Source organism: Spirosoma aerolatum (assembly GCF_002056795.1).
GTDB lineage: Bacteria > Bacteroidota > Bacteroidia > Cytophagales > Spirosomataceae > Spirosoma > Spirosoma aerolatum.
In genome coordinates this window covers 5716706-5738900 of record NZ_CP020104.1, presented here as the reverse complement: position 1 = coordinate 5738900, position 22195 = coordinate 5716706, and the positions used below count along the sequence as shown (strand labels likewise).

General features: G+C 48.4%; 22 protein-coding genes. 13 read left to right on the top strand and 9 right to left on the bottom strand.

Annotated features, from left to right (window positions below):
* Positions 1–19: 19 nt before the first annotated feature.
* Positions 20–904 (top strand): NAD(P)H-binding protein, encoded by an 885-nt coding sequence (locus B5M13_RS23785; protein ID WP_080058038.1) that lies wholly within the window; start codon positions 20–22, stop codon positions 902–904.
* A 137-nt stretch (positions 905–1041) separates the two neighbouring features.
* Here B5M13_RS23785 and B5M13_RS23780 read toward each other — a convergent pair whose 3' ends face one another.
* Positions 1042–1440, bottom strand: a complete 399-nt coding sequence (locus B5M13_RS23780) for a T9SS type A sorting domain-containing protein (RefSeq protein ID WP_080058037.1) — start codon at positions 1438–1440, stop codon at positions 1042–1044.
* Between the two features lie 212 nt (positions 1441–1652).
* Here B5M13_RS23780 and pgeF point away from each other — a divergent pair, with 212 nt between their 5' ends.
* Together pgeF and B5M13_RS23770 are read left to right on the top strand one after the other, a co-directional pair.
* Complete coding sequence (gene pgeF, locus B5M13_RS23775) at positions 1653–2450, top strand: peptidoglycan editing factor PgeF (protein ID WP_080058036.1); 798 nt, start codon at positions 1653–1655, stop codon at positions 2448–2450.
* Between the two features lie 44 nt (positions 2451–2494).
* Positions 2495–2737, top strand: coding sequence for a GlsB/YeaQ/YmgE family stress response membrane protein (locus B5M13_RS23770; RefSeq protein WP_080058035.1), 243 nt, complete (start codon positions 2495–2497; stop codon positions 2735–2737).
* Between the two features lie 75 nt (positions 2738–2812).
* On the opposite strand, the gene B5M13_RS23765 is transcribed toward B5M13_RS23770, so the two are convergent.
* Complete coding sequence (locus tag B5M13_RS23765) at positions 2813–3952, bottom strand: acyl-CoA dehydrogenase family protein (protein WP_080058034.1); 1140 nt, start codon at positions 3950–3952, stop codon at positions 2813–2815.
* Between the two features lie 363 nt (positions 3953–4315).
* Between B5M13_RS23765 and B5M13_RS23760 the strand changes: the two genes are divergently transcribed.
* Together B5M13_RS23760 and B5M13_RS23755 are read left to right on the top strand one after the other, a co-directional pair.
* Positions 4316–5647: a UDP-glucose dehydrogenase family protein gene (locus B5M13_RS23760; RefSeq protein WP_080058033.1), complete on the top strand. Its 1332-nt coding sequence runs from the start codon at positions 4316–4318 to the stop codon at positions 5645–5647.
* Between the two features lie 244 nt (positions 5648–5891).
* Positions 5892–6872, top strand: a complete 981-nt coding sequence (locus B5M13_RS23755) for a UDP-glucuronic acid decarboxylase family protein (RefSeq protein ID WP_080058032.1) — start codon at positions 5892–5894, stop codon at positions 6870–6872.
* Between the two features lie 128 nt (positions 6873–7000).
* On the opposite strand, the gene B5M13_RS23750 is transcribed toward B5M13_RS23755, so the two are convergent.
* On the bottom strand, positions 7001–8350 hold the full coding sequence (locus B5M13_RS23750) for a sensor histidine kinase (RefSeq protein ID WP_080058031.1): 1350 nt from the start codon (positions 8348–8350) through the stop codon (positions 7001–7003).
* Positions 8351–8641: 291 nt separating this feature from the next.
* On the opposite strand from B5M13_RS23750, the gene B5M13_RS23745 reads away from it, so the two are divergent.
* Positions 8642–9397, top strand: coding sequence for a hypothetical protein (locus B5M13_RS23745; protein ID WP_080058030.1), 756 nt, complete (start codon positions 8642–8644; stop codon positions 9395–9397).
* A 247-nt stretch (positions 9398–9644) separates the two neighbouring features.
* Here B5M13_RS23745 and B5M13_RS23740 read toward each other — a convergent pair whose 3' ends face one another.
* Both B5M13_RS23740 and B5M13_RS23735 read right to left on the bottom strand, forming a co-directional pair.
* Positions 9645–10652: an ankyrin repeat domain-containing protein gene (locus B5M13_RS23740; protein WP_080058029.1), complete on the bottom strand. Its 1008-nt coding sequence runs from the start codon at positions 10650–10652 to the stop codon at positions 9645–9647.
* Positions 10653–10809: 157 nt separating this feature from the next.
* Complete coding sequence (locus B5M13_RS23735) at positions 10810–11127, bottom strand: hypothetical protein (protein WP_080058028.1); 318 nt, start codon at positions 11125–11127, stop codon at positions 10810–10812.
* A gap of 303 nt (positions 11128–11430) precedes the next feature.
* Between B5M13_RS23735 and B5M13_RS23730 the strand changes: the two genes are divergently transcribed.
* Positions 11431–11862, top strand: coding sequence for a hypothetical protein (locus B5M13_RS23730; RefSeq protein ID WP_080058027.1), 432 nt, complete (start codon positions 11431–11433; stop codon positions 11860–11862).
* A 104-nt stretch (positions 11863–11966) separates the two neighbouring features.
* Here B5M13_RS23730 and B5M13_RS23725 read toward each other — a convergent pair whose 3' ends face one another.
* Positions 11967–12146: a hypothetical protein gene (locus B5M13_RS23725; protein ID WP_080058026.1), complete on the bottom strand. Its 180-nt coding sequence runs from the start codon at positions 12144–12146 to the stop codon at positions 11967–11969.
* 94 nt (positions 12147–12240) lie between these two features.
* Positions 12241–13320 carry a sensor histidine kinase gene (locus B5M13_RS23720; protein ID WP_080058025.1) on the bottom strand — a complete coding sequence of 360 codons (1080 nt, stop codon included), beginning with the start codon at positions 13318–13320 and terminating at the stop codon, positions 12241–12243.
* Positions 13321–13654: 334 nt separating this feature from the next.
* On the opposite strand from B5M13_RS23720, the gene B5M13_RS34255 reads away from it, so the two are divergent.
* From B5M13_RS34255 to B5M13_RS23710, 3 genes are all read left to right on the top strand, one after another.
* Entirely contained in the window at positions 13655–14716 is a 1062-nt protein-coding gene (locus tag B5M13_RS34255; protein ID WP_245859461.1) for a hypothetical protein, read from the top strand.
* Positions 14635–15588 (top strand): hypothetical protein, encoded by a 954-nt coding sequence (locus tag B5M13_RS34250; RefSeq protein ID WP_245859458.1) that lies wholly within the window; start codon positions 14635–14637, stop codon positions 15586–15588. Before B5M13_RS34255 ends, B5M13_RS34250 begins: the two co-directional genes overlap by 82 nt.
* A gap of 70 nt (positions 15589–15658) precedes the next feature.
* Positions 15659–16096, top strand: coding sequence for a hypothetical protein (locus B5M13_RS23710; RefSeq protein ID WP_245859457.1), 438 nt, complete (start codon positions 15659–15661; stop codon positions 16094–16096).
* A gap of 264 nt (positions 16097–16360) precedes the next feature.
* On the opposite strand, the gene B5M13_RS23705 is transcribed toward B5M13_RS23710, so the two are convergent.
* The gene (locus B5M13_RS23705) at positions 16361–17434 is read right to left on the bottom strand and encodes a sensor histidine kinase (RefSeq protein WP_080058024.1); all 1074 of its coding nucleotides are present in this window, start codon (positions 17432–17434) and stop codon (positions 16361–16363) included.
* 370 nt (positions 17435–17804) lie between these two features.
* Between B5M13_RS23705 and B5M13_RS23700 the strand changes: the two genes are divergently transcribed.
* The 3 genes from B5M13_RS23700 to B5M13_RS23690 all read left to right on the top strand — a co-directional run bounded on the left by B5M13_RS23700 (position 17805) and on the right by B5M13_RS23690 (position 20993).
* Positions 17805–18836, top strand: a complete 1032-nt coding sequence (locus B5M13_RS23700; protein WP_080058023.1) for a sensor histidine kinase — start codon at positions 17805–17807, stop codon at positions 18834–18836.
* A 181-nt stretch (positions 18837–19017) separates the two neighbouring features.
* Positions 19018–20214 (top strand): sensor histidine kinase, encoded by a 1197-nt coding sequence (locus B5M13_RS23695; RefSeq protein ID WP_080058022.1) that lies wholly within the window; start codon positions 19018–19020, stop codon positions 20212–20214.
* Complete coding sequence (locus B5M13_RS23690; RefSeq protein ID WP_080058021.1) at positions 20211–20993, top strand: LytR/AlgR family response regulator transcription factor; 783 nt, start codon at positions 20211–20213, stop codon at positions 20991–20993. Before B5M13_RS23695 ends, B5M13_RS23690 begins: the two co-directional genes overlap by 4 nt.
* Before the next feature lie 92 nt (positions 20994–21085).
* Here B5M13_RS23690 and lpxB read toward each other — a convergent pair whose 3' ends face one another.
* Positions 21086–22195 (bottom strand): lipid-A-disaccharide synthase, encoded by a 1110-nt coding sequence (gene lpxB, locus B5M13_RS23685; protein ID WP_080058020.1) that lies wholly within the window; start codon positions 22193–22195, stop codon positions 21086–21088.

Below are 22195 nucleotides of genomic sequence, written 5' to 3'. Positions count from 1 at the left end.
AAACAAAAACGAAAAAACGATGAACGTTGTCATAACCGGTTCACTGGGGCATATCGGTAAACCCCTCACGGAAGAATTAGTCCAGAAAGGCCATGCCGTAACCGTGATCAGTAGTAAACCCGACAGGAAAGAAGCCATTGAGACGCTGGGAGCAACGGCTGCAATTGGCTCGCTGGACGATGTTGATTTTCTGACAGCAACGTTGGTGGGTGCAGATGCTGTATTTGCGATGGTACCGCCCAGCTTTGCCGAGACGGATGTGGTAATCTATTACCGCCGAATCAGCCAGCACTACGTTCAGGCTATTCAGAAGACGGGGGTAAAGCGAGTCGTGTTATTGAGCAGTTATGGAGCCCATCTGACTAAAGATACGGGCTTTATTCTCGGTGCACATCATGCCGAAATATTGTTCAATCAACTGACGGACGTGGCTGTCACCCATCTCCGTGCGGGTTATTTCTACTACAATTTGTTCAGCTTTATCGACATGATTAAAGAGGCTGGACTAATGGGCGCAAACTATGGTGGCGATGATCGGATAGCACTCGTATCGCCCATCGATATTGCGGCCGTCGCGGCTGAGGAGTTGGTGAAACCCGCTACGGGTAAAACCATCCGCTACGTGGTAAGTGATGAACGGACAGCCAGTGAGATTGCTCAGATACTGGGCACTGCCATTGGTAAGCTTGATTTGCAATGGCTGGTTTTTACCAGCGAACAAATGCGGGAAGGTATGGAACAACGTGGCTTGCCAGCTCATATCATTGAGAGCTTTGTTGAGTTAGGGGCTAGTCAACACAGTGGGGCTCTGTTGGAAGATTACAATCGGCATAAGCCAACATTAGGAAAGGTCAAGCTGGAAGCGTTTGCAACAGAGTTTGCGACGGTTTATCAGAGCCAATAATTGCTGCTTTAGCCATGCATGTCAGAATCCATGCTGAACGTATTTAGTAGTTAGAGGGCTCCTGTAAATAGCCAGCACCCGAAGGGTTAATTCCTTCGGGTGCTGGCTATTTACAGGATGGGTGGCTATTTGTAGTGTTATTGTATCGCAACGACCCGGTTCACGATAGATGGTTTGTGGGTTGAAAGTTTGACCGTCTGGGTGGTGGTTTCTACGCCATTAGTCACTTCCAGCTGATAAATACCATCTTCCAGATCATTCAGATTTAATTGAGTCCGGTAAATTTCCTCTTTTTTACCTAGGCGATAGTTGTACAGAACCCGGCCATCGGAACTTTTCAGGCGAATATCCACAGGGCCGCCTTTTTCTTTATCGAGCGCAATATTCAGTTTACCACTGACCGTTGTGTAAATGCCGGTTTTAAAGGTAGCAGCATGAGCCGCTTTGGTACCCGGATTGGTTTCGGCAAACGTGGCAATTGTAGAAACAAGTCCCAGCGAAAGGGCTAAAGCGAAGGTTTTGACGAGCGTTTTCATTGTAGTATGTTGTTTATGTTATGTTCTAAGCAGGCCGGGATCTTCCCGATTGGTGAAACAAAGATATAGGCTGTGGATGGTACTATGTAATGCAAACTACTGGAGCGGTTTTCTGATTGGATGAATGGTTAGAAAATAGGGTCGATTGAGCAAACGGCTCAGTTGGATTGCTGGTGGTTAGCTTGCAACTTTGTTGAGTAATCTGTCTGTATATGGCCTTATCCCTGGTTTCTTCCGAAGCTTCCTGTCGCGTTCCGGCCTTATTTGCCGACGTAAAAAACCTAATTGCTGCAGAAAGTACCCGGCATGGTGGCGTTAGCCCGGCTCCATTTGCATCACTCAATCTGGGTATTAACACCGCTGACCAGCCTGTTAATGTAGATGAAAACCGACGTCGGTTCTTTGCCGCAATCGGTGCCAGCGCCGACCAGTTGGCTTCTTCATATCAGGTACATGGTACTGAGGTGTTGTATGCCCTTGAAGCCGGCCGATACGAAGGTTATGATGCGCTCATTACCAATAAGCCAGGAATACTGGTTGGCGTTACGGTTGCCGACTGTGTACCTATCCTGATTTACGACGCTAAACAGCAAGCCGTAGCGGCTATTCATGCGGGTTGGCGTGGAACAGTCGGGCAAATCGTAACTAAAACGCTGGCCTGCATGCAGCAACAATTTGGTACCAGGAGCATTGATTGTTTTGCCTACATCGGCGCCTGCATTGATGAATGCTCTTTTGAAGTCGGCCTGGAAGTAGCCGATCAGTTTGACCCAGCATGCAAACGACAGGATGAAACAACGGGGAAATACTTTGTCGATCTGAAAAAAGCCAACGCGCAACTGTTAGTCAAGTTCGGGATTCCGGAAGCACAGATTGAAATTTCGCCTTTTTCAACCGTGATCAACAACCGTGATTACTTCTCATATCGAGCCGAAAACGGCAATACTGGCCGGATGCTGGCCGTAATAGGGATAAAAAATAAACAAATCGTTGCGGGTACAGTTATATAGCTGTTTTATTACAAATTACTAGTGTTCACTCAACGATAAAAGTCATGGGAATCTTAGTGTCAATTTTAGTTGGTGCCGTAGCCGGTTGGCTGGCCGACCTCGTGTTCAGACGGTTTTCGTTTTCCTTATTCGCTGAAATCCTGCTGGGTATAGCCGGAGGGTTTGTGGGCGGTTGGATTTTTGGCCGCGATGGCGGTATTGTCGAGCAGATACTGACTGCCTTTGTAGGCGCTGTTATTATTCTGGGTATTGCTGCCCTTATAAAAGGTCGGAGCAGTACAGTATAGCTGGAATATAGATAAAAGAAAAGAGCTGGATAGAGGTAGGGAATTCCCTACCTCTATCCAGCTCTTTTCTTTTATCTATTTCAGAATCTGCCTCGAGATCACTATTTTTTGTATTTCGCTGGTGCCTTCACCGATGGTACATAGTTTGGCGTCCCGGTAGAATTTTTCAACCGGAAAATCTTTGGTATAACCATACCCACCAAAGATCTGTACAGCTTCGTTGGCTACCCGTACAGCCGTTTCTGACGCAAACAACTTCGCCATGGCCGATTCTTTTGTGACAGGTCTACCGGCATCTTTTAGGTCCGCGGCCTGATAGGTAAGTAATTTAGCCGCTTCGATGTCGGTTGCCATATCGGCCAGTTTAAAACTGATTCCCTGAAAATTGGCGATGGGTTGCCCAAATTGTTCCCGCTCCTTGGCATAAACCAAAGCCGCTTCATAGGCACCTATCGCAATGCCCAAACTTAGGGCGGCTATTGAAATACGACCACCATCCAATACTTTTAATGACTGAACAAACCCATCACCTACTTCCCCTAAACGCTGACTATCGGGAATGCGGCAATCCTGGAATAGCATTTCGGCGGTTTCGGAAGCGCGCATCCCCAGCTTGTCTTCTTTGCGGCCACCCGAAAAACCGGTAGTACGTCGCTCTACAATGAAGGCTGTTGCATTGTGCTGGGTGTTGGGTGGGCCTGTACGGGCTATAACCACAGCTACATCACTGCTTTTTCCGTGGGTAATAAAGTTTTTTGACCCATTCAAAACCCAATAGTCGCCATCTTGGGTAGCCGTTGTGCGCATATTGGCCGCATCAGAACCCGTATTGGGTTCGGTTAGTCCCCAGGCTCCCAACCATTCACCCGTGGCCAGGCGGGGCAGGTAGGTCTGTTTCTGGGCTTCGTTACCAAATAGCAGGATATGATTAGTGCATAACGAGTTGTGAGCAGCCATCGACAAACCAACGGCTCCATCAACCCGCGACAGCTCAACGATGGCCGTTACATATTCGCGATAGCCCAATCCTGACCCTCCATACGATACGGGTACCAGCATTCCCATAAGCCCCTGTTCACCCAATTGCCGGAACAAATCGGATGGGAAATGCTGATCATCGTCCCATTGACGACTGTAAGGACGAATAAGTCGTTCACTCAGTTCGCGGATAGATTGGGATATTAATTCTTGATTTTCTACAATTTCGTTTGTCATAAAAAAAAGCCGCCTGATGAAGCGATTAAGTAGAAATTTAGTGATAATATGGTACAAGTCCAAGCTTTTTTTAGAATCGTACTATGTGTTACCAATTGGCGATTTATTTGCTTTATTGAAGTGTTTAGAGATATTAAAATGTGTATTAATAAACTAAGAGATACTTTTTAAATTTTTATAGTGTCATATTGACAATTTAAGAAATGAGGCTTTGGTAAGTAATTTATTCTGGTGAGCCAATTTGCCGATTAATCACTATTAGGTAAATAGTAGGGGGAGTTATTGAAAAACTCCTATTTTTGTGACAACGGACATCAACAAAACGTCTATAAAATCTTGTAAAAAAATTAGCTAACTATATTTATGAAATTAGCAGTTGTAGGAACCGGATACGTAGGTCTTGTTACCGGAACATGTTTTGCTGAAACCGGCAATCAGGTTACGTGTGTTGACATCGATAGCAGAAAAGTTGAGAAACTAAATAACGGGATTGTCCCCATTTATGAGCCGGGCCTCGAAACGTTATTTCACCGCAATGTTGAAGAAGGGCGCCTGTCGTTCACTACTGATTTGGAGGAAGGTATTAAAGGAGCTGAGGTAATCTTCCTGGCCCTGCCAACCCCACCCGGCGAAGACGGTTCTGCCGATCTGAAGTATATTCTGAAAGTAGCCAGCGACTTAGGGCCGATTCTGAGCCAATATGCTGTTATTGTCGATAAGAGTACAGTGCCGGTCGGAACGGCTGAGAAAGTATACGCCCACATTGCTGATAACGCCAAGGTTGATTTTGATGTCGTTTCGAACCCCGAATTCCTGCGGGAAGGGGTGGCTGTTGAAGACTTTATGAAGCCCGATCGGGTAGTTATTGGTACCAAATCAGAGCGGGCAAAAGCGGTCATGAACAAGCTGTACGCGCCATTGGTACGCCAAGGTAACCCCGTCATTTTTATGGACGAACGATCGGCAGAAATGACCAAATATGCTGCCAACGCATTCCTGGCCACGAAAATTACCTTCATGAACGAAATCGCGAACCTGTGCGAACGTGCGGGTGCTAATGTCGATGACATTCGTCGGGGCATCGGTACCGACAGCCGGATTGGGAAGCGATTCCTGTTTGCTGGTATCGGTTATGGAGGTAGCTGCTTCCCTAAAGATGTACAGGCACTAGCCAAAACAGCTAAAGATTTCGACTATGATTTCAAGGTGTTGAAATCGGTTATGGAGGTAAACTATCAGCAGAAAACGAAGCTAATGCCGCTTATCCTGAATCACTTCGGTGGTGATTTAAAAGGCAAAACCATTGCAGTCTGGGGGTTGGCGTTTAAGCCCTATACCGACGATATCCGGGAGGCTCCCGCGCTGGATAACATTCGGGCGTTGCTGGATGCCGGTGCAAAAGTTACGGTGTACGACCCTGAAGCCATGGATAATGTTCGTGAGCAGATTGGCAATGCGGTTACCTATGCCCACACACAATACGCTGCCCTCGACGACGCCGATGCCCTGGTGATTATTACCGAATGGCCGCTGTTCCGTACTCCCGATTTCGAGAAGATGAATCTGCTGCTGAAAAACCGAGTCATTTTCGACGGACGGAACGTATATGAGCTTGACCAGATTCGGGAACAGAATTACACCTATTATTCCATAGGTCGTGAGCCGATCTTAGCACCCGTCGAACAGAAAGTTTAGCGGCTATTTAACTATTTATACATCGTATACGGTCGTATTCTTACTCAATCGTATGCGATGTATTCTATTTTTGTGCCAACTTTGATTGATCCGTCTATTGCTGGGTATCAATCTGAAGATTTAAATTATACTTTCTTTGAGTTTTTACAATACGAGTTTAAAGTAGTTGTGTGCAGGTAAATCGATGTCTGTAGAGCAATCGACAGGTATGGGTCTATCCACTCATTTCACAAACCAGACTTTAATGAAGCGTGTACTGATCACCGGCGGGGCCGGATTTCTCGGATCGCACCTTTGCGATCGGTTTATTAAGGAAGGCTATCATGTGATTGCCATGGATAACCTCATCACTGGGGACATCCGCAACATTGAGCATTTATTCCACCTGCCCAATTTCGAGTTTTATCACCACGATGTATCCAAATTCATCCATGTGCCGGGTCAACTGGACTACATTCTGCACTTTGCCTCGCCAGCCAGCCCGATCGACTACCTTAAAATCCCGATCCAAACGCTGAAAGTAGGATCGCTGGGTATTCATAACTGTCTAGGATTGGCGCGGGTAAAAAATGCCCGGGTGCTGATTGCGTCTACATCGGAAGTGTATGGCGACCCAACCGTTCATCCTCAGAATGAAGAGTACTGGGGCAATGTTAACCCTGTGGGCCCTCGGGGTGTGTACGACGAAGCAAAGCGGTTTCAGGAAGCCATGACCATGGCGTATCATACTTACCATGGGGTGGAAACCCGTATCGTTCGGATTTTCAATACCTATGGTCCGCGTATGCGTCTGAACGACGGTCGGGTGTTGCCGGCGTTTATCGGGCAGGCACTACGGGGTGAAGACCTGACCGTGTTTGGTGATGGCAGTCAGACGCGTTCATTCTGCTACGTTGACGATCTGGTCGAAGGAATTTATCGGTTGTTGCTGAGCGATTATGCCTACCCAGTCAACATCGGAAACCCATCTGAAATTACCATCAAGGAATTCGGTGAGGAAATCATTAAACTAACAGGTACCAATCAGCGACTGATTTTTAAAGATCTGCCTAAGGACGATCCGAAACAGCGCCAGCCCGATATTACCAAGGCAAAAGCGATTCTGGGCTGGGAGCCAAAAGTCTCACGGGCAGAGGGTTTACGCATCACCTACGACTATTTCAAGAGCCTTCCCGAAGAAGAGTTGTACCGGGCGGCTTATCATCGTGAGTTTGTGAAGAAGTAACCATACGAACCCGACGATTCTTTGGCGGTGCCAGAAGAATTGCGTACTTTTACTTGAGTAACTGCTTTGGCAGTACACCTTTAGCTGTCTAATAAAAACCTGCGGGCCTTTGCGCGCAGGTTTTTTTGTTACGATTCCGTGACGATACTGGCTGTAACTGATTGCGGCATCAGTAGGGGGAGAGTAACCTGAAACCAGCCATTCTGCTCTTCAATGCGTGGGGCGGACTGATTCAACAACTTGTACTTATCGGCAATATTCGACAACCCTACCCCGTTCGATTCTACTCGGATCGTTTTTCGTTGCAGGGTGTTTTCTACGATCAACTGCTGGGCCGGGGTTGTTCGAATGCGGATATGGAGTGGCGTTTGGCGAAGTACAACGTTATGCTTGACTGCGTTTTCGACCAATAGCTGGAGCGTCAGGGGAGGAAGTAGGGAATCTTTATAGCTTTCGTCAACATCGACGTCTAAACGAACCGAGCTGCCAAACCGCGTTTTGAGCAGGTGGAAGTACGAGCTAATAAAACTCAGCTCAACACCCAGGGTGGTCAGTTCAGCGTCGTTGCTTCGCAATAAATAGCGGTATACCTTCGACAGTTCGTCGACAAACTCACCCGCCTGACCCGGATTTTCATCGATCAGCGATGATAGGGTATTGAGGCCGTTAAACAGGAAGTGCGGATTAATCTGACTCTGCAAAGCCCGCATTTGCATCTCCGTTTTTTCCTGCTGCATTTTCCGTAAGGCCAGGTCAGCCTCCAGAAATTCACGATGGTGTTGTTCCCGTTCGCGTTCCAGTTCCTTTTCCACAACGGCTTTATTGACGGCTTCCCGCCGATGTCGATACGAAATGCCCAGCGAGAAAAAGATTAAGTCGAGGACAACGCCCGTCTGAACGAACAGATCAGGATGCTGCCAGAACGGTAAATCGACACTGATGTTAGGCGAATGAATCAGCAGGATTGTTGTAATGGCGTGGTTGACTAATAAGGAAGCCGTACCCGCCACAAAGAAACGTGCGACCACATCTTTGGACCGGAAAAACGAGTACACGATGTAGGCACCAACTGATAGCAGCGCAAAGCGAACTGGCTGTAGCAGAATGGTATGGAGTTTAGTCTGCCAGAAATCCGTAAACAGGTAGATATAGGTCTTTACGACACAATAAGCGACCAGCAGGCCCTGCACAATAATGACCCAGCGAAGAAACCGGGGCCGATCTTTCAGGTTCAGAAAGATTTTGGCCAGTTCAAGGTAAAGGATGTAGCCGGAGTAGGAGAGAATCAGCTTATAGAAGTTGGAAATATTGTAGGGTAACGAGAAATGGTTGATCGTGAAATAGATTGCCCAGATCAGCGTGTACACCGAATAAATGCCATAGATGCGCTCCCGGTACATAAACCATTGCACCGAATTGGCCAATAACATGGCCAGTACCATGCCCAGAAAGAGCGGAGACCAGGCTTCGTACGTCATTAATTGACTTGTTGGTTTTCAAGAGGGTAAACAAAGATACAAAAACCAGCCTGTATTCATTGATACCCAGCTACTGAGCGGTTGATACAGTATAGGATTGGTTGGTTAAATGGTTTGATGGAAAATGCGATAGCGGTATCGTCTAGACATATTAGTGCTGTTGTTTCAAATACCGTCTGTTACAGTTCAGGGGAGTGTTTTCGCAATTCAGGCAGTGGGCTCTGGCCTACCGGGGGTGGGTTGTTGTAGGTTTGTATCGTTCCTTACGAAAACCAAAAACAACAACGACTAATGAAAACGACTACACAATTGACAACCCTGGCCGTGGCTATTGTTCTTTCGGCTTCCTCGGTACTGGCTCAGCAGCCGGTTCGTCGCACAGCGACCAAACCAGCCGCCCGTCCTTATTCATCGGCCAGCCGCCCAGCCACCAGCACAACCGCCCGCCCAGCCACTGCTCCGGCAACGGCCCGCCCCCAGCAACAGCCGACACAGGCTCAGGCTGCCGCCCCCGCTCAGGAAACCCCGGTAGCTCGCCCGGCTGAAACACGTTCGCAACCCGTAGCACACTCAGCTCCTGTACGGCCCCGCACAACGTATTCACGTGGGCATAAGAACGTGTATGTGAATCTGGGGCTGGGTTTGGCAACGTACTACGGGGGCGGTTTCCCGGTGGGCGTATCGGTGGAAGCGGACGTGAAAAACAACTTTTCGGTTGGCGGCTCTATCGATTATTACCATTACAATTATTACTACTCCAGCGGGTATAACTTCGTGTATTTCGGTGCTCGTGGATCGTATCACCTGGGTGAAGCCCTGAACGTGCAGTCGAACAGTTTCGATCCGTACATTGGCGCATCGCTGGGATTCCGGTATGCAGGTTCGGGCTATTCCGATTACTATTACTACTCTAGTGGTTATAACAGTGGTGTTTGGGTAGGTCTACACCTCGGCTCTCGCTTTATGTTCAGTCCTAAAGTTGGTGCCTTTGCTGAAGTGGGCTACGGCGTTTCGGCAGTGAAGCTAGGACTAACTGCGAAATTTTAATCAATCAATTGACCTTCCTCTAAAAACTAAAAACAACAAAGACAATGACAACAACACGACAACTCCGCACAATTTTCAGGGCACAGCGTTCGCGCTTGCTGGGGATGGAGACGACAGTAATCCGCCCGACCCGGCGTACCTCTGTCTTCACGACCGGTCGATAAGCAAAACGTACCTTACCAATGCAGCGCAGGAGCCTCCTTGAAGCTCCTGCGCTGCATTGGTAAGGTACGGACAAACTAGTTGGTCATTTTTGGGCCAGCTTTTCAATCAGGCGGTCTTTAAAGGCAAGCAGTTCAGTAGGCAGATGTTGCCCATGCTTTGTATAGCCCGACTCTCTGTAGCTGAGCACGTTTAAGGCTGTTCGGTCACCCTGAGTCACATAATCAGGAATCGCGCCTTTGTCCAGAAGTAGGTTGCCGATTTCCCATAATTCATTGTCAACGGCAAAAATCAGGGGTGATGTTTCGATGGTCAGTTCGTTGTGAGGTGATTTAGCATTTGGATCAGCACCTCGATCCAGTAACAGCGCTACCTTTTTGGTTTTATCAGTATGTTCATTGCCCGAATACAAAGCCGCAAGCAGCAGTGGTTGCCCTTTTTCGTCTGTCATGTCAGGGTTCGCGCCATTTGCTAAACACCAGGCCAACAGCTCGGTTGGGCCTTCCATGATCCGAAAGGGCGTAGGCGTATGCAGGCTATCTGTATTTTCGAACGTGGCTCCTTTTTCAATCAGTAGCTCCATAACGTTCAAACTTTGGGGAGACAAGTTCTGCATGGCCTGAAAGGCAGCGAAATCCAGCAAAGTAGTATGCTCAACCCCCGACTCATTGAGCATTGGCAGCGGTTTTTCAAGAGCGGCTTTGAGATCATTGATATTCTGGGCCGCAATGGCTGCTGCCACCTGCTGACGGCTTTTATCCTGAAAATAAAAAGACCCATTCTGACGAGCTATATCCTCGGCCTCATAAGTGTTTTGGCGCCAGCCTGAAATCATCGGGCTGACGACCAGGTTGATTAAAACCAGAATGAGGGGTAGTCCGCCCAGAACCATCGCCGTAATTCGGGCGAACGAGTAGGGGAGGAGATTTAAACCCGAGAGTAAGGCCAGGAAAACAAAACCCAGAAAGATAAGTCCGGCTGCCATGCCCTTTCCGGCTGCGTCTTGTTGCGATGTGGAAGGTATTAACACAACCAGGATTAAGATGGCATAGATACCAACAATGACCCAATTGATAAGTGTGATCGTTTTCATACCCCAAAGTACCCTGTTCAATGAATAACTGCCTAGTGGAATTGAATAACGGGTAGCTTTGGGTTACTAACTGACGACTCTTCGTTTACCAGGTGAGCAATTGTACTAACTATAGTTAGATAAGCAGCGCAATTACTCACTTGATGGAATAGCTGCCTCAAAGTCCGTTAATGATTCGGGCGTAGATGTTGTTGAGCCGGTTGACATCATAGGTGCCCCCGCTGTCATCGGCCACACTCACCGTGATGTTGGAGTAACTGCCCGCATTGGCACTGATACGGCTGACCCCACATTCATCGTCGAGTTGGCCCCCACTCAGGCTGAATTGTACCTGCTGAGTTCCTACCGTGTTGCTGAGCTGCCGCCCGATTACTGACCGGAGAAATCGATTTAGCGGTAAGGCTGAATCGGCCAGATACAGGCTGATGCGTGGTTGACGGTGTTGGAAAAGGATAGAGAAACTGGGTGTACTCACAATCGATAATATCCGTGCTTTTTGAGTCAGGAAAGCAAATGATTTGTGCCTGAAAGACTAGTATGAGTTGATAAATTATTGCGTGTAGTTATCTGAATTTTACTTTTAGGTCACCTGATTCTGGAACTAACGATCAGTTTCGAAGCCTTCGCTTCATCCGGCAGATTTTCCTGTTGAGCCTTCTCTTTTGACAGTTGGTGCATAAGCTACTTCGGCAGGCGCTACCTATAGGCCACCTTTGCATCATCAGACCGGTAACCACCGGCCATCAAAAGCCTCTTATAACCAAAAACAACAACTACTATGAACACACGATTCTCTTTCCGCTTTTTTACGATCCTGGCGATTCTGTTCGTCGCGTCTTTGTCCGCCTGCAAAAAATCGGGTACGGATCTAAATCCCGATCTGGGCGCTCGGGTAGCGGGTACCTACACTTTTTCCGAACTGGCAACAGGTGGGCAAACCTATCCGGCCAGTGAAACGAACCTGAAAGGGACGATTACGGTAACCCGCCAGTCGGCAACGACAGTATCGATCAAAATGAACCTGCTGCTGAAATCGAACAATGCGGTCTATGCCGATGATGCCGCCAGCAATGTGTCGGTTGTGGAAACTGGCGGAACGGTTGAGTTACGGTACAACGACAACGTGATTGCCAAAGTAAACGGGAATAAACTTAGCCTGGAAGGCGAAGATGGCAGTGGTGAAGTGTTTACCATATCGGCTACCAAATAATCAGTAAGACTCTATCTGCACCCGACGTTAAGGTATTGATAGCAAAAGCCCCGGCAAGTTGATCGCCGGGGCTTTTCTGTTCGTAAGGGTACAGGTGCTGTTAGTTAGTGGTGGCTGCGTCCTGAACCGCTTTTCTTGCCACCACCCGACGTTTTGTTGACCGTTGCCCAGGCCCGGCGTTCCGCTTCTTCCTGCGATACACCCCGATCTTCATACCCTTCTTCGATGTGTTCGGCCTGCCGCTTTTGTTTGTCGGTATACGCCGATTTGTCTCCTCTTGGCATAATTAATAGGTGTTTTGTTGCATACCGGGATAACTCCCTTCCAGCAACTTTGTTGGCTGCCCAATCGCGATAATTAGGCAATGATCCGGCTGGATTAGAGGGCTTTTGCCGGGCTGAGTAAGGGCAGGAGCACCATGAAATAGTACCCGTCGTCGGAAACGACGGGCGTGGTGTGCGTAAGGAGTCGATATTTGGCGGTTATGTTCGACAGGCCGACCTGATTGGAGAGAACCCGTCCGGTTTTTCGCTGAAGATTGTTCAGTACCAGAAGCTGGCCGTCGTCTGTGGTTTTGATATCGATAGCAAGCGGTTTACTGGCCAGAATGACATTGTGTTTGACGGCATTTTCGACCAGCATCTGTAATGTGAGCGGAGGAAGCAGGAAGTTGGTATAGCGGGGGGCTACATCGACGCTTAAAAAAATACCAGCCCCGTAGCGAGTTTTTAGCAGGTGGAAGTAGGATTGAATAAACGACAATTCCGTTTGCAGCGTCGTGAGTGAGCCCGCATTGGTCTGCAGCAGGTATCGATATACATTCGCCATCTGATCGACAAATTCTTCAGCCTTTTCAGGATCGTCGTCAATTAGCGACGATAGTGTATTCAGGCTATTGAATAGAAAATGGGGATTTACCTGGCTCTTCAGGCTTTCCAACTGACTCTGAATATTGATTTTTTTCAACTGCTCCTTCTCAAAAGTATTCTCCCGCCATTTTTTTAGGGAATAAGTGCTTTCGTCGATACTTACCGATAATAAATTCGCCAGGATGTTGATCAGCGCAATACGGCTAATGGGTAAGGCCGTAGCGTCGTAGGTATAGCCAAACAAATGAAAATGTCCGTAAAGTCCAATTGTGCCAAAAACGAAACAGGGCGTTACCAGCATAAAAGCCGCCAATAATCTCCAGACTCGCTGCCAGGTCTGGTCAAGGTCGGGATAACGACGAATGACGTGCTGAGTAAGTTGATCGAGTGTAAACAGACAGGTGCCTGCAATGGCCAGGTTTAATACCGTCGCTGGGATAAACGTCTTTACATCCGACCAGTATTGATCGCCTATGACCCAGTAGGTTAGAAGGGGAATAAACCAGGGAAACAACAGCAGAAAATGCCACTGAGTCTGGGGACGAACGTGCGGTAGACGCCGATAGAAAGCCGCAACGGACTGAATCATGATAAACTGACTAAACCAGATCGGATTGTTACGCCTGCAAATAGAGACTATTTTTTGAAAACGGCACCCGCTTTCAGCATGAAGTGTCGTTTATGCTGGCTGTCTCGTTGAAAACGAAGCAAGAACCGTTTGCTGGTGGCTTTAGTCAGTGGTTGCCGTGGTGTACTGGTGGATATGAGCGATACGGATGTTCAAAAAGTAAAGAATAAATCAAGAATTTACAGTAATGCGTTGCCTGTCAGTTTCTTATGAAGGAATATGCATTTGGCCTAATTTTTGTCTTTAGGAGATTTATCAGGATTGATGTACCTCTTTTTGAATAGTAAGAAGACATATGGCCAATGATACATCTGTAACAGCCTTAAATAGTGAGTTCTCTGCCGAGTCTATTGTTTACGATACGTACGTATCGGCCGCCAATGCTGACTTTAAACCCGTTGGGGATATTCCGGTTCAAATAATAGTAGCCAATCCCAATCTGTTTACACCCGTAGTTCAGTGGAGTAATGGCAAAGCTCGTGTCGTGAATACCGCTCAGTTTACGCTGAATCCCGGAGAGTCTACCTTTTATTTCATTGGGGGAATGCCCGCCGTTAAGAGCTTGCCTACTACGTATGACTTCAGGCCGGGGGATAGCATCTCGATTCAGTTGGCTATTGCGTGGAACACCGACCATCCGTTTAACTGGACAAGACGGGCTTTTGTGCAATTGTTTTTAGGGGCCGATCCTCCCCAGACGGACTCATCCATTCTGCCATACCGTGTTACACGACCAGCCTGGCTAGCTCCAACCGACATCTGGCAGTCGCGCGGTTCGAAAGATGCGCCTTCGTTTACTATACCTGATAATCGGATTTTTACGATTGTCCGTAAACGGTTCGATACCACATCCGACAGCGTAGTATCGGCTCGTAGAGGGGGCGTGGTTGCCGCCATGGATACGAATTTGGGCAATAGTCAACGAGTGAATTGGACGCACAGCATTAACCTGGCTGTTCCGGGCGCCCCTGGGCCCTATACCGGTACCGAAGCCGGGGCCTACCCCGGCAAGAGCCTCAGCACCGACGACATCAACCGTGCCAGCAATACCATCCCATGCGCCCTCTTCGAAGCCAATGAGATTCAGGAAGGCACTTATGGTATGCCGGAAACGGCCCCCCAATACTCAGCTTGGTACGAAGCCAGGCGACGAAAATATGCCGACCCTACGCTCAACTCGCTGGGCATTCCTTACCGAGACTTTGGTACCTATGGTGGCACAGCCAACTACAACGGCGATCCCTGGAACTATCAGGTACCAGGGGGGGGAATACCATGCCCAATAATGCCCTCTTCAAAAGTAAAATCCTGTCGGTGGATGGGGCCCGGCAAACCTGCAGCTATTTCTCCATTCTGAAAAATAAAGGCGTAGGGGCTATCATCAAGCACTATGCCGACACGCCTGACTATGCCAGCCGGTATTACAATAAGGCGTTTGCCGCCGAGGTGATGGCCAAAGGCATGGATGAGACACGGCCCGGCATTGCCCCTTCTAAGCTCATCTACCTGGATTGGGGAAAAATTGAAGCTTTAGATCCGAACGACGGCAACTTACACACGGGCTATATATACAACCGGACTGTAGGCACGTTAGGAACACTGAAAACCGACCGACATCCTCAGGTAGACTACGACTGGCAGGTAGGCAACATCTTCTGCATTGGTTTCTGCCGCACCATTGGCTACATGGTGTTCGATGTCAGAAGCCAGTATGACCAGTATGGAACAAACCCCAATGAGGTCAAAGCAGGTGACCCGAATGCACCAGTTGGTACTTGGACCTGGCAACCCAAAGTAGCCAACACCCCAGCGCCCATTACCTCGGCCGGTTACCCAACCGAGCCCTGCCGATGGCACGATGCGGGCTTCGAAGCCGCTTACTACTACGCTCAATGTGCCCGCACCGAGGGCACACCCTGGCAGTACTGCCGCTATCAGTTCAAGGATACCGGGGTCTGGGTCGAGCCCAAAACCGATGGCACCACCATTCTGGAACATGCGTCGGCCTTCGATGGGCCTTATGTCAACACCCCTAACGCCCGTCGGGGTCGCCCCGATGCGATGTACCGTATCAAGGAGAATGCGGTAGATGTGTGGGTGTTCGATCCGAGTCGGGGCAAGAACAGTTACGAGACGTTGATTCTCAATCCGGTACCCAATGTCATGATCGAGGTGAACGTACAGGGAAGCAAGCTGGCCCTGTTCAACACCGTCCAATTCTTTTTTTAGTTGATTCGCAATACCTCTGTGCCCATGGCACATTTTTTAATCCACCAACATCTACATTAAGCACCTTAGTATGGCAATTGGTACGCAACTAGTACGTATCCGTCGCTCCAGCGATGGACAGGAGATTTATCAGGCAACCACGACAAGAGATACGGATGTGTATCCGCTAAACAGTGCCGGGCAGGCGGCTTTTGAAGCGGCTGCCAGTGCCGGAGGGTTTACACTTACACTCGACAATGGGGCCGTAATTCCGGCGGGTACCCGTCCCCCTCTTATCAAACCCGGCGGGAACACAACGCCCCCTTTTCCCGGAAAATACAGGCCGAAGATGCTGCGGGCACAGGTACCTATTCGGGAACGCCGGGCGATAACAATGTACGGGGGCCTTATGCCGCCAGTGGCGATTATTTACTGTATGCCATTTCCGATGTACCCACTACAGCCTCCAACTACACACTTACCATACGCTATCAGACCAATTCGCAAACGCCTGGTCTGGCTTCCATAATTGTAAATTCAGGATCGCCTATTGATTTTCCTCTGGAAGGAACCGATGGGGGGAAACGGATGTATAGTCTGACAATTTCATTGAACGCAGGCAGCAACCGAATTCGGATTCAGGGTAAGTCGGGTACTTCTTTTTACCAGGATTATATTATCGTTACCCGGCCAGCTATTTAACTGGCGTGTTATAGAGATACACTTTCTTACTGGGTTCATTGGACAGACGTATATGGCTTGCTGTTTGATGAACCCAATAAGTTTTATAGGGCTAATAGGTCGCTTGTACAGAATGAGCTAACAAAGGGATACGGACCCCAAAATGCGTACTTGTTTCTTCAATTTCCAGGTCGCCGTTGCCCAGTGAACGGTATCGGTTTACCAGGTTTGTCAGTCTGGCCTGAATTTGTTCGACCTTATTGGTTTTACGATGTAAACTATTCTGAACCAGTAATTTCCCTTCAGGCATCGTTTGTATCCGAATAATCAGGGGATGATTGATCGCCATGCTATTGTGTTTCATAGCATTGTCGATCAGGGCCTGTAGCGTTAACGCAGGCAGGCTGGCGTCGAGATAGTTGCCATCAATCTGATAGGAAATCTGTAAACTGGCACCGTAACGAGTCTGAAGCAAATGCCCATAGCTCGTAATAAAATCCAGTTCCTGCTGGAGGGGTACCAACTCATGATGATTGGCCTGCAACAGGTATCGATATACTTTCGAAAGCTCGTCAACAAATTGGCTGGCTTGCTGGCGGTTTTCGCCAATAAGCGACGAAAGCGACGTCAGGCTATTAAACAGAAAGTGCGGATTGATCTGCATTTTCAAGGCATCAAGCTGGTTCTGATAGGTGGCCTGCCGAAGCTGCTCATTTTCGGTCTGGTCGTTTGACCACTGCCGGTACGCGTAAAACGCATTGAGCGTAATGCAGAGGAAAACATCGAAAATAACATCCAGCAAGAATAACGCATGGATCGTGGGCCAGTTGAACTGCGTACCAAACCAGGGAATCAGGCTAAACTGAAACAGGACGGCTGTGGTAATGAGCACGGTCAGGATCAGTATCAGACCCAGCATGACCAGGGTTCGGGCAACGGTTTGCTTTACGTCGGGAAAGCGGGCAATGATCTGGCGTACCAGTAAGGTCAACACAACTACGGCCCAGGCATAATTGATGATGCCAATCAGAAGGCCAGCGACAAAGACACGCCAATCAGACAAAAATACCGGACCGATTAAATAATAAAGCCCAATGGGGAATATGATGGGCATCACTAACGCATGATACCAAAGCTCCCATTTCGAAAAGAAGGTAGTCAGCCGTTGATAACCAGTTTGGAGCATGGACAGGAAGGGTAGTGCCTAGGATATGACTAGACAGACTACTAAATTAATAGATTTTGGACGAATATACACGGAATGTTCATCGCTAGTGACGACCATTTAGGCATCGGTAAGTGGTAGCTGTGGAAAATTTTCTACAATTGATCGGCAGGGAATTATTTACCGTGGGCCTCCGTACAGTTCATACGCGTTTTTTCTCAATTCATTCATCCTTTTTAACAATTCGTGCAGCAATGGCCCAAAGGTTAGCCTGGTATTGACCAACTTCGACTAGGTGCTTTGGCTTACTTTACGAGCTGATGGCCTGAAACTAGTGCCTATCTGTCGACCGAAATTTTTTTCAAAATACGAATGGTGGTATCATCTGCTGATGATGCCTGTTCTATTTCCAATTGGTAATTACTACTTCATTGGGCCTTCGTATTTCAGCAACCCGACAAGATTCCTTGTCGGAACAGTCCTTGTATTTGGCTTATACTGGCTCTCCATTGTTACGTTGACCTCTACTGTATGGTGGGCCATACGACGCTATCCGGCAGCCCACCAAACCATTCGTCGCTCATTAGTGATGCTGGTGAGTGTGTTAGGGTTAACGATCGGATTGGCTATTCTTGATGTGTGGGTATATAGCCTGGTTCCGGTAACGGGGGTGCAATTTAGTTGGGCTTCTGTGCGGCCCATCTGGCTATTAGGCGCTATTTTCGATGTATTTCTGTGTGTAGCACTCGGGTTATTTTACACCTATGCTCGCTGGAAACAGGATATGACCGAAAGTGAGCAGTTGCAGCGGGTTTCCTTGCAGCACCAGTATGACACCCTCAAAGGGCAGTTGAATCCGCACTTTTTGTTCAATGCGCTCAACTCGTTATCGGTGCTGATCAGTGAAGACCCCCAACAGGCTGAGCGATTTGTTGATAAACTGGCCGTTGTGTACCGATATATGCTACAGGCCGACCGGCGTAATGGACAGCCTGTGACCCGAACCCTTGGAGAGTTGGCCACGCTACAGGCTGAATTGAATTTTATTCAGGCTTATACCGACCTGCTGGCCGTTCGTTATGGCCAGAGTCTTCAGATTCAACTACCTTCTCTGGTAAATAGCAACTACACCGCTTATACATTACCCACACTTAGTGTACAGACGCTGGTCGATAACGCCATTAAATTCAATGCCATGTCGGCTACACATCCGTTATGGATTGTCATTACGATTACGGATACAGGTTGGGTGCAGGTCTCCAACAATCGACAGGCCCGGTCAGTCCGATTGGAAACGGGTGGGGCAGGTTTAGGTAGCCTGGCGGCCAAATATCGCTTATTAACGGAGAAAGCCATTAGGGTTGACGCGGATGAGGCACAGTTTCGAGTCGAATTACCCTTGTTAACCCCTAATCTGGTATGAAAACAAACGAAAAGTAGCCCGAAACCTTAGTTTCGATCGTACTACCCTGCTCACATCTTAAACTCTTTTCTACAATTCACAACATTTAATAGTCAATTGACACAAATTTGGCTGTTATTGGCGCTATGTAGACCAATATCTTTACCTTCATTAACACGTCATCACGTTTAACAACCTATCAATGTCCACACGCAGCATAACCCCTTTTGATCGTGCACGCCGTTGGCTACGCCTAACGACGCGCGGAGGGTGGTCGTATGTGCTGCTGATGCCGTGGTTCGTTCCATTGATCACCTACTTCCTGGTGGGCGAAGCGTACCTGCAAAGCCTGTCAACGTTTCTGGGCGCTACCGTATTTGTTTGGCTTCTGTCGACGATAGCGTTCATCGGTCACGATTGGGTTGCCGATGCCATTGCTCGTCGTTATCCCGAACTAAGCCAGACACTCGTAAGGGCTGGGCTGCTCTGCCTGGCTTTTATCGGTCTTTCGACTACTTTTCTGACCATATACACGTGGCTGTTTATTCGATTCCGACCGTTCAGTTCGCAGTTGACTTACGAAACCGTGCCTGCCGTGTTTGGCTTCGATCTGGTGGCTATTTTTCTGCTGGTAGGTATTTATGAAACCTCTTATTCCATGTACCGCTGGCAGCAGTATCAGATGAATAAGGAAAAATTGAAGAAGGAAAATCTGAGGGGGCAGTTACAGGGTTTGCGAAGCCAGGTCAATCCGCATTTTCTGTTTAATAGCCTGAACTCCCTGTCGTCGCTCATTGCCGAGGAGCCCAAACGGGCCGAGCTTTTTGTCGATCAGATGGCCCGGGTGTATCGCTATATGCTTCAAACCAACCAGCGGTCTGGTTCGGCGGCTAGTTCCGGCCGACACCCAAATAAACTGGTCGGGCCAACGGCTCTGTTCAGCCTTCAAACGCCAATTGGTGACGAAAGCGATGAATTGGCATCCCTCGATGAAGAACTGGCCTTTATTGATTCCTACTTCCACTTGCTCAAAACCCGGCATGGTGATGGGCTGCAACTGAATGTACAGGTGGCTGATCAGTATCGACAACACCAGCTTCCCCCACTGACACTGCAACTGCTGGTCGAAAATGCCGTAAAGCATAATGTTATTCTGGCGAGCCGACCTTTATGCATCGACATTCTGACAACCGATCAGGGCAACCTAGTGGTTCGAAACAATCTTCAAAAGAAAACCAGCCGCTCAGAATCGGTGAAGATGGATTCCACTCAAGTCGGTTTGAACAATATTCAGGCTAAATACGAACTTCTGGCCTGTCCGGTGCCTACGATTGAAACGGGACCAGAATATTTTACGATAACATTACCGCTGCTGACGAAAAAACAAACAAACGCATGAATGCTCTGATAGTTGAAGATGAAGAATTAGCGGTTCGCAAGCTTCAGAAATTATTGCAGGAAGTAGCCCCGACACTAACCGTATCGGGTGTAACAGCTAGTATCGACGATACAGTAGCCTGGCTCGAAAACCTGCGGGCTAACGGACAGCCTGACCCGGATTTAATTTTTCTGGATATTGAGCTGGCCGATGGGCAAAGCTTCGAAATTTTTGAGCGAACGACCGTAAAAAGTACTGTCATATTTACAACGTCTTACGACGAGTACGCGCTTCAGGCGTTTAAAGTCAACAGTATCGATTATTTGTTGAAGCCCATCCAGCGTGATGATTTACAGCGTAGCCTTCAAAAGTATGAGGATCTGCGCAGCCGGTCGGCGGTCTCTCCTGGGCTGAACATTGAGAAACTGCTGCAACAGCTTCAGAACCAATCCACCCGCGACTATCGGCAGCGGTTTCTGGTGCGGCAGGGGCAACGGATGCTCTCTGTCGAGGTGACCGACATTGCTTATTTTTTCACCGAAGACCGATACAGTTTCTTTACCATGTACACGGGGCAGAAGTTTCTGGTCGACTATACGCTGGACGAAATTGCCGATGCGCTTGATCCCACCCGTTTCTTCCGTATCAACCGGGGGGTTATTGTAACCCATCAGGCCGTCGATCAGATTCAGCCCTATTTCGGAAACCGACTAGCGCTCACACTTCGGCCAGTTTTTGATAAAGAAGCCCTCGTCAGTCGCGAAAAAGTCAGCGATTTTAAGTACTGGATGGGGAAGTAAGTTTTTAGGGTGAGGTCAGGTTCGTACAACCTGACCTCACGAACTCAAAGAATTTTCAGGAGGGAGATAATCCGACAGTCGGTGAGGTGAAACTATGTTAAAGCCTCCACCATCAACTGGCCTGCCCGTTCGGAGGCACCAGCGCTACCCATTTTCTGCTGAATGGTAGCATAACCCGCCAATTGCTCAGCCCGTTTAGAACCACCCGGCAAAATCTGCTTTAATTCGGCTACCGTCCGTTCGGGAGTCAGATCGTTCTGAATTAACTCGTTAACAACTTCGTATCCCGCAATCAGATTAACAAGCGAAATAAACGGCACCGCAATGAGTCGTTTGGCAATGGCGTACGAAATGCCCGTGGTTCTATAGCAAACAACCTGTGGAATGGTTAGCAGTGCCGTTTCGAGCGTAGCCGTTCCCGATGTGACCAGAGCCGCTACCGACACATGCAGCAGATCATAAGCGGCATCATTTACACGCTTAATGTTCGGATAGTTAGCTAACAGGCTGTCATACAGCGAAGTGGGTAAGTTGCTGACTGTACCAACCACAAACTGGTAGTCAGGGAATTGTCGGGTTACCTGAAGCATAGTGGGCAGGATAGACGTAATCTCCTGCCGACGGCTGCCAGGCAACAACGCAATGATTGACCGATCATCCAGGCCAGATTTTTGTCGAAATAGTGGGTCGGGGTGAAAATCAGCCAGGGCATCTAGAAGCGGGTTACCTACATAATCAACTTTGTAGTCGTATTTGGCAAAAAACTCAGTTTCGAACGGCAAAATCGTAAATAACCGATCTACACTGGCTTTGATTTTTAGGGCCCGGCGCTGATTCCAGGCCCAAACCTTAGGCGAAATGTAGTAGAAGACCCGAATGCCGTGCTGTTTAGCAAAACGAGCCATGCGAAGGTTGAAACCGGCATAATCGATCAGAATCAGCACATCGGGTTGGTGCGCCAACAGGTCAGCCTGGCATTCCCGCATAATCCGGCGGATAGTTCCCAGATTTTTGACCACTTCCAGAAACCCCATAAAGGCCATGTCACGGTAATGTCGTACCAGCACAGCACCAGCCTCTTCCATTTGCTCACCACCGTAAGCCCGGAAGGTGGCCTCTGAATCATGACGACAGATAGCCCGAATCAGGTTCGCACCGTGTAAATCGCCCGATCGTTCGCCCGCAATCAAATAATAGGTCAT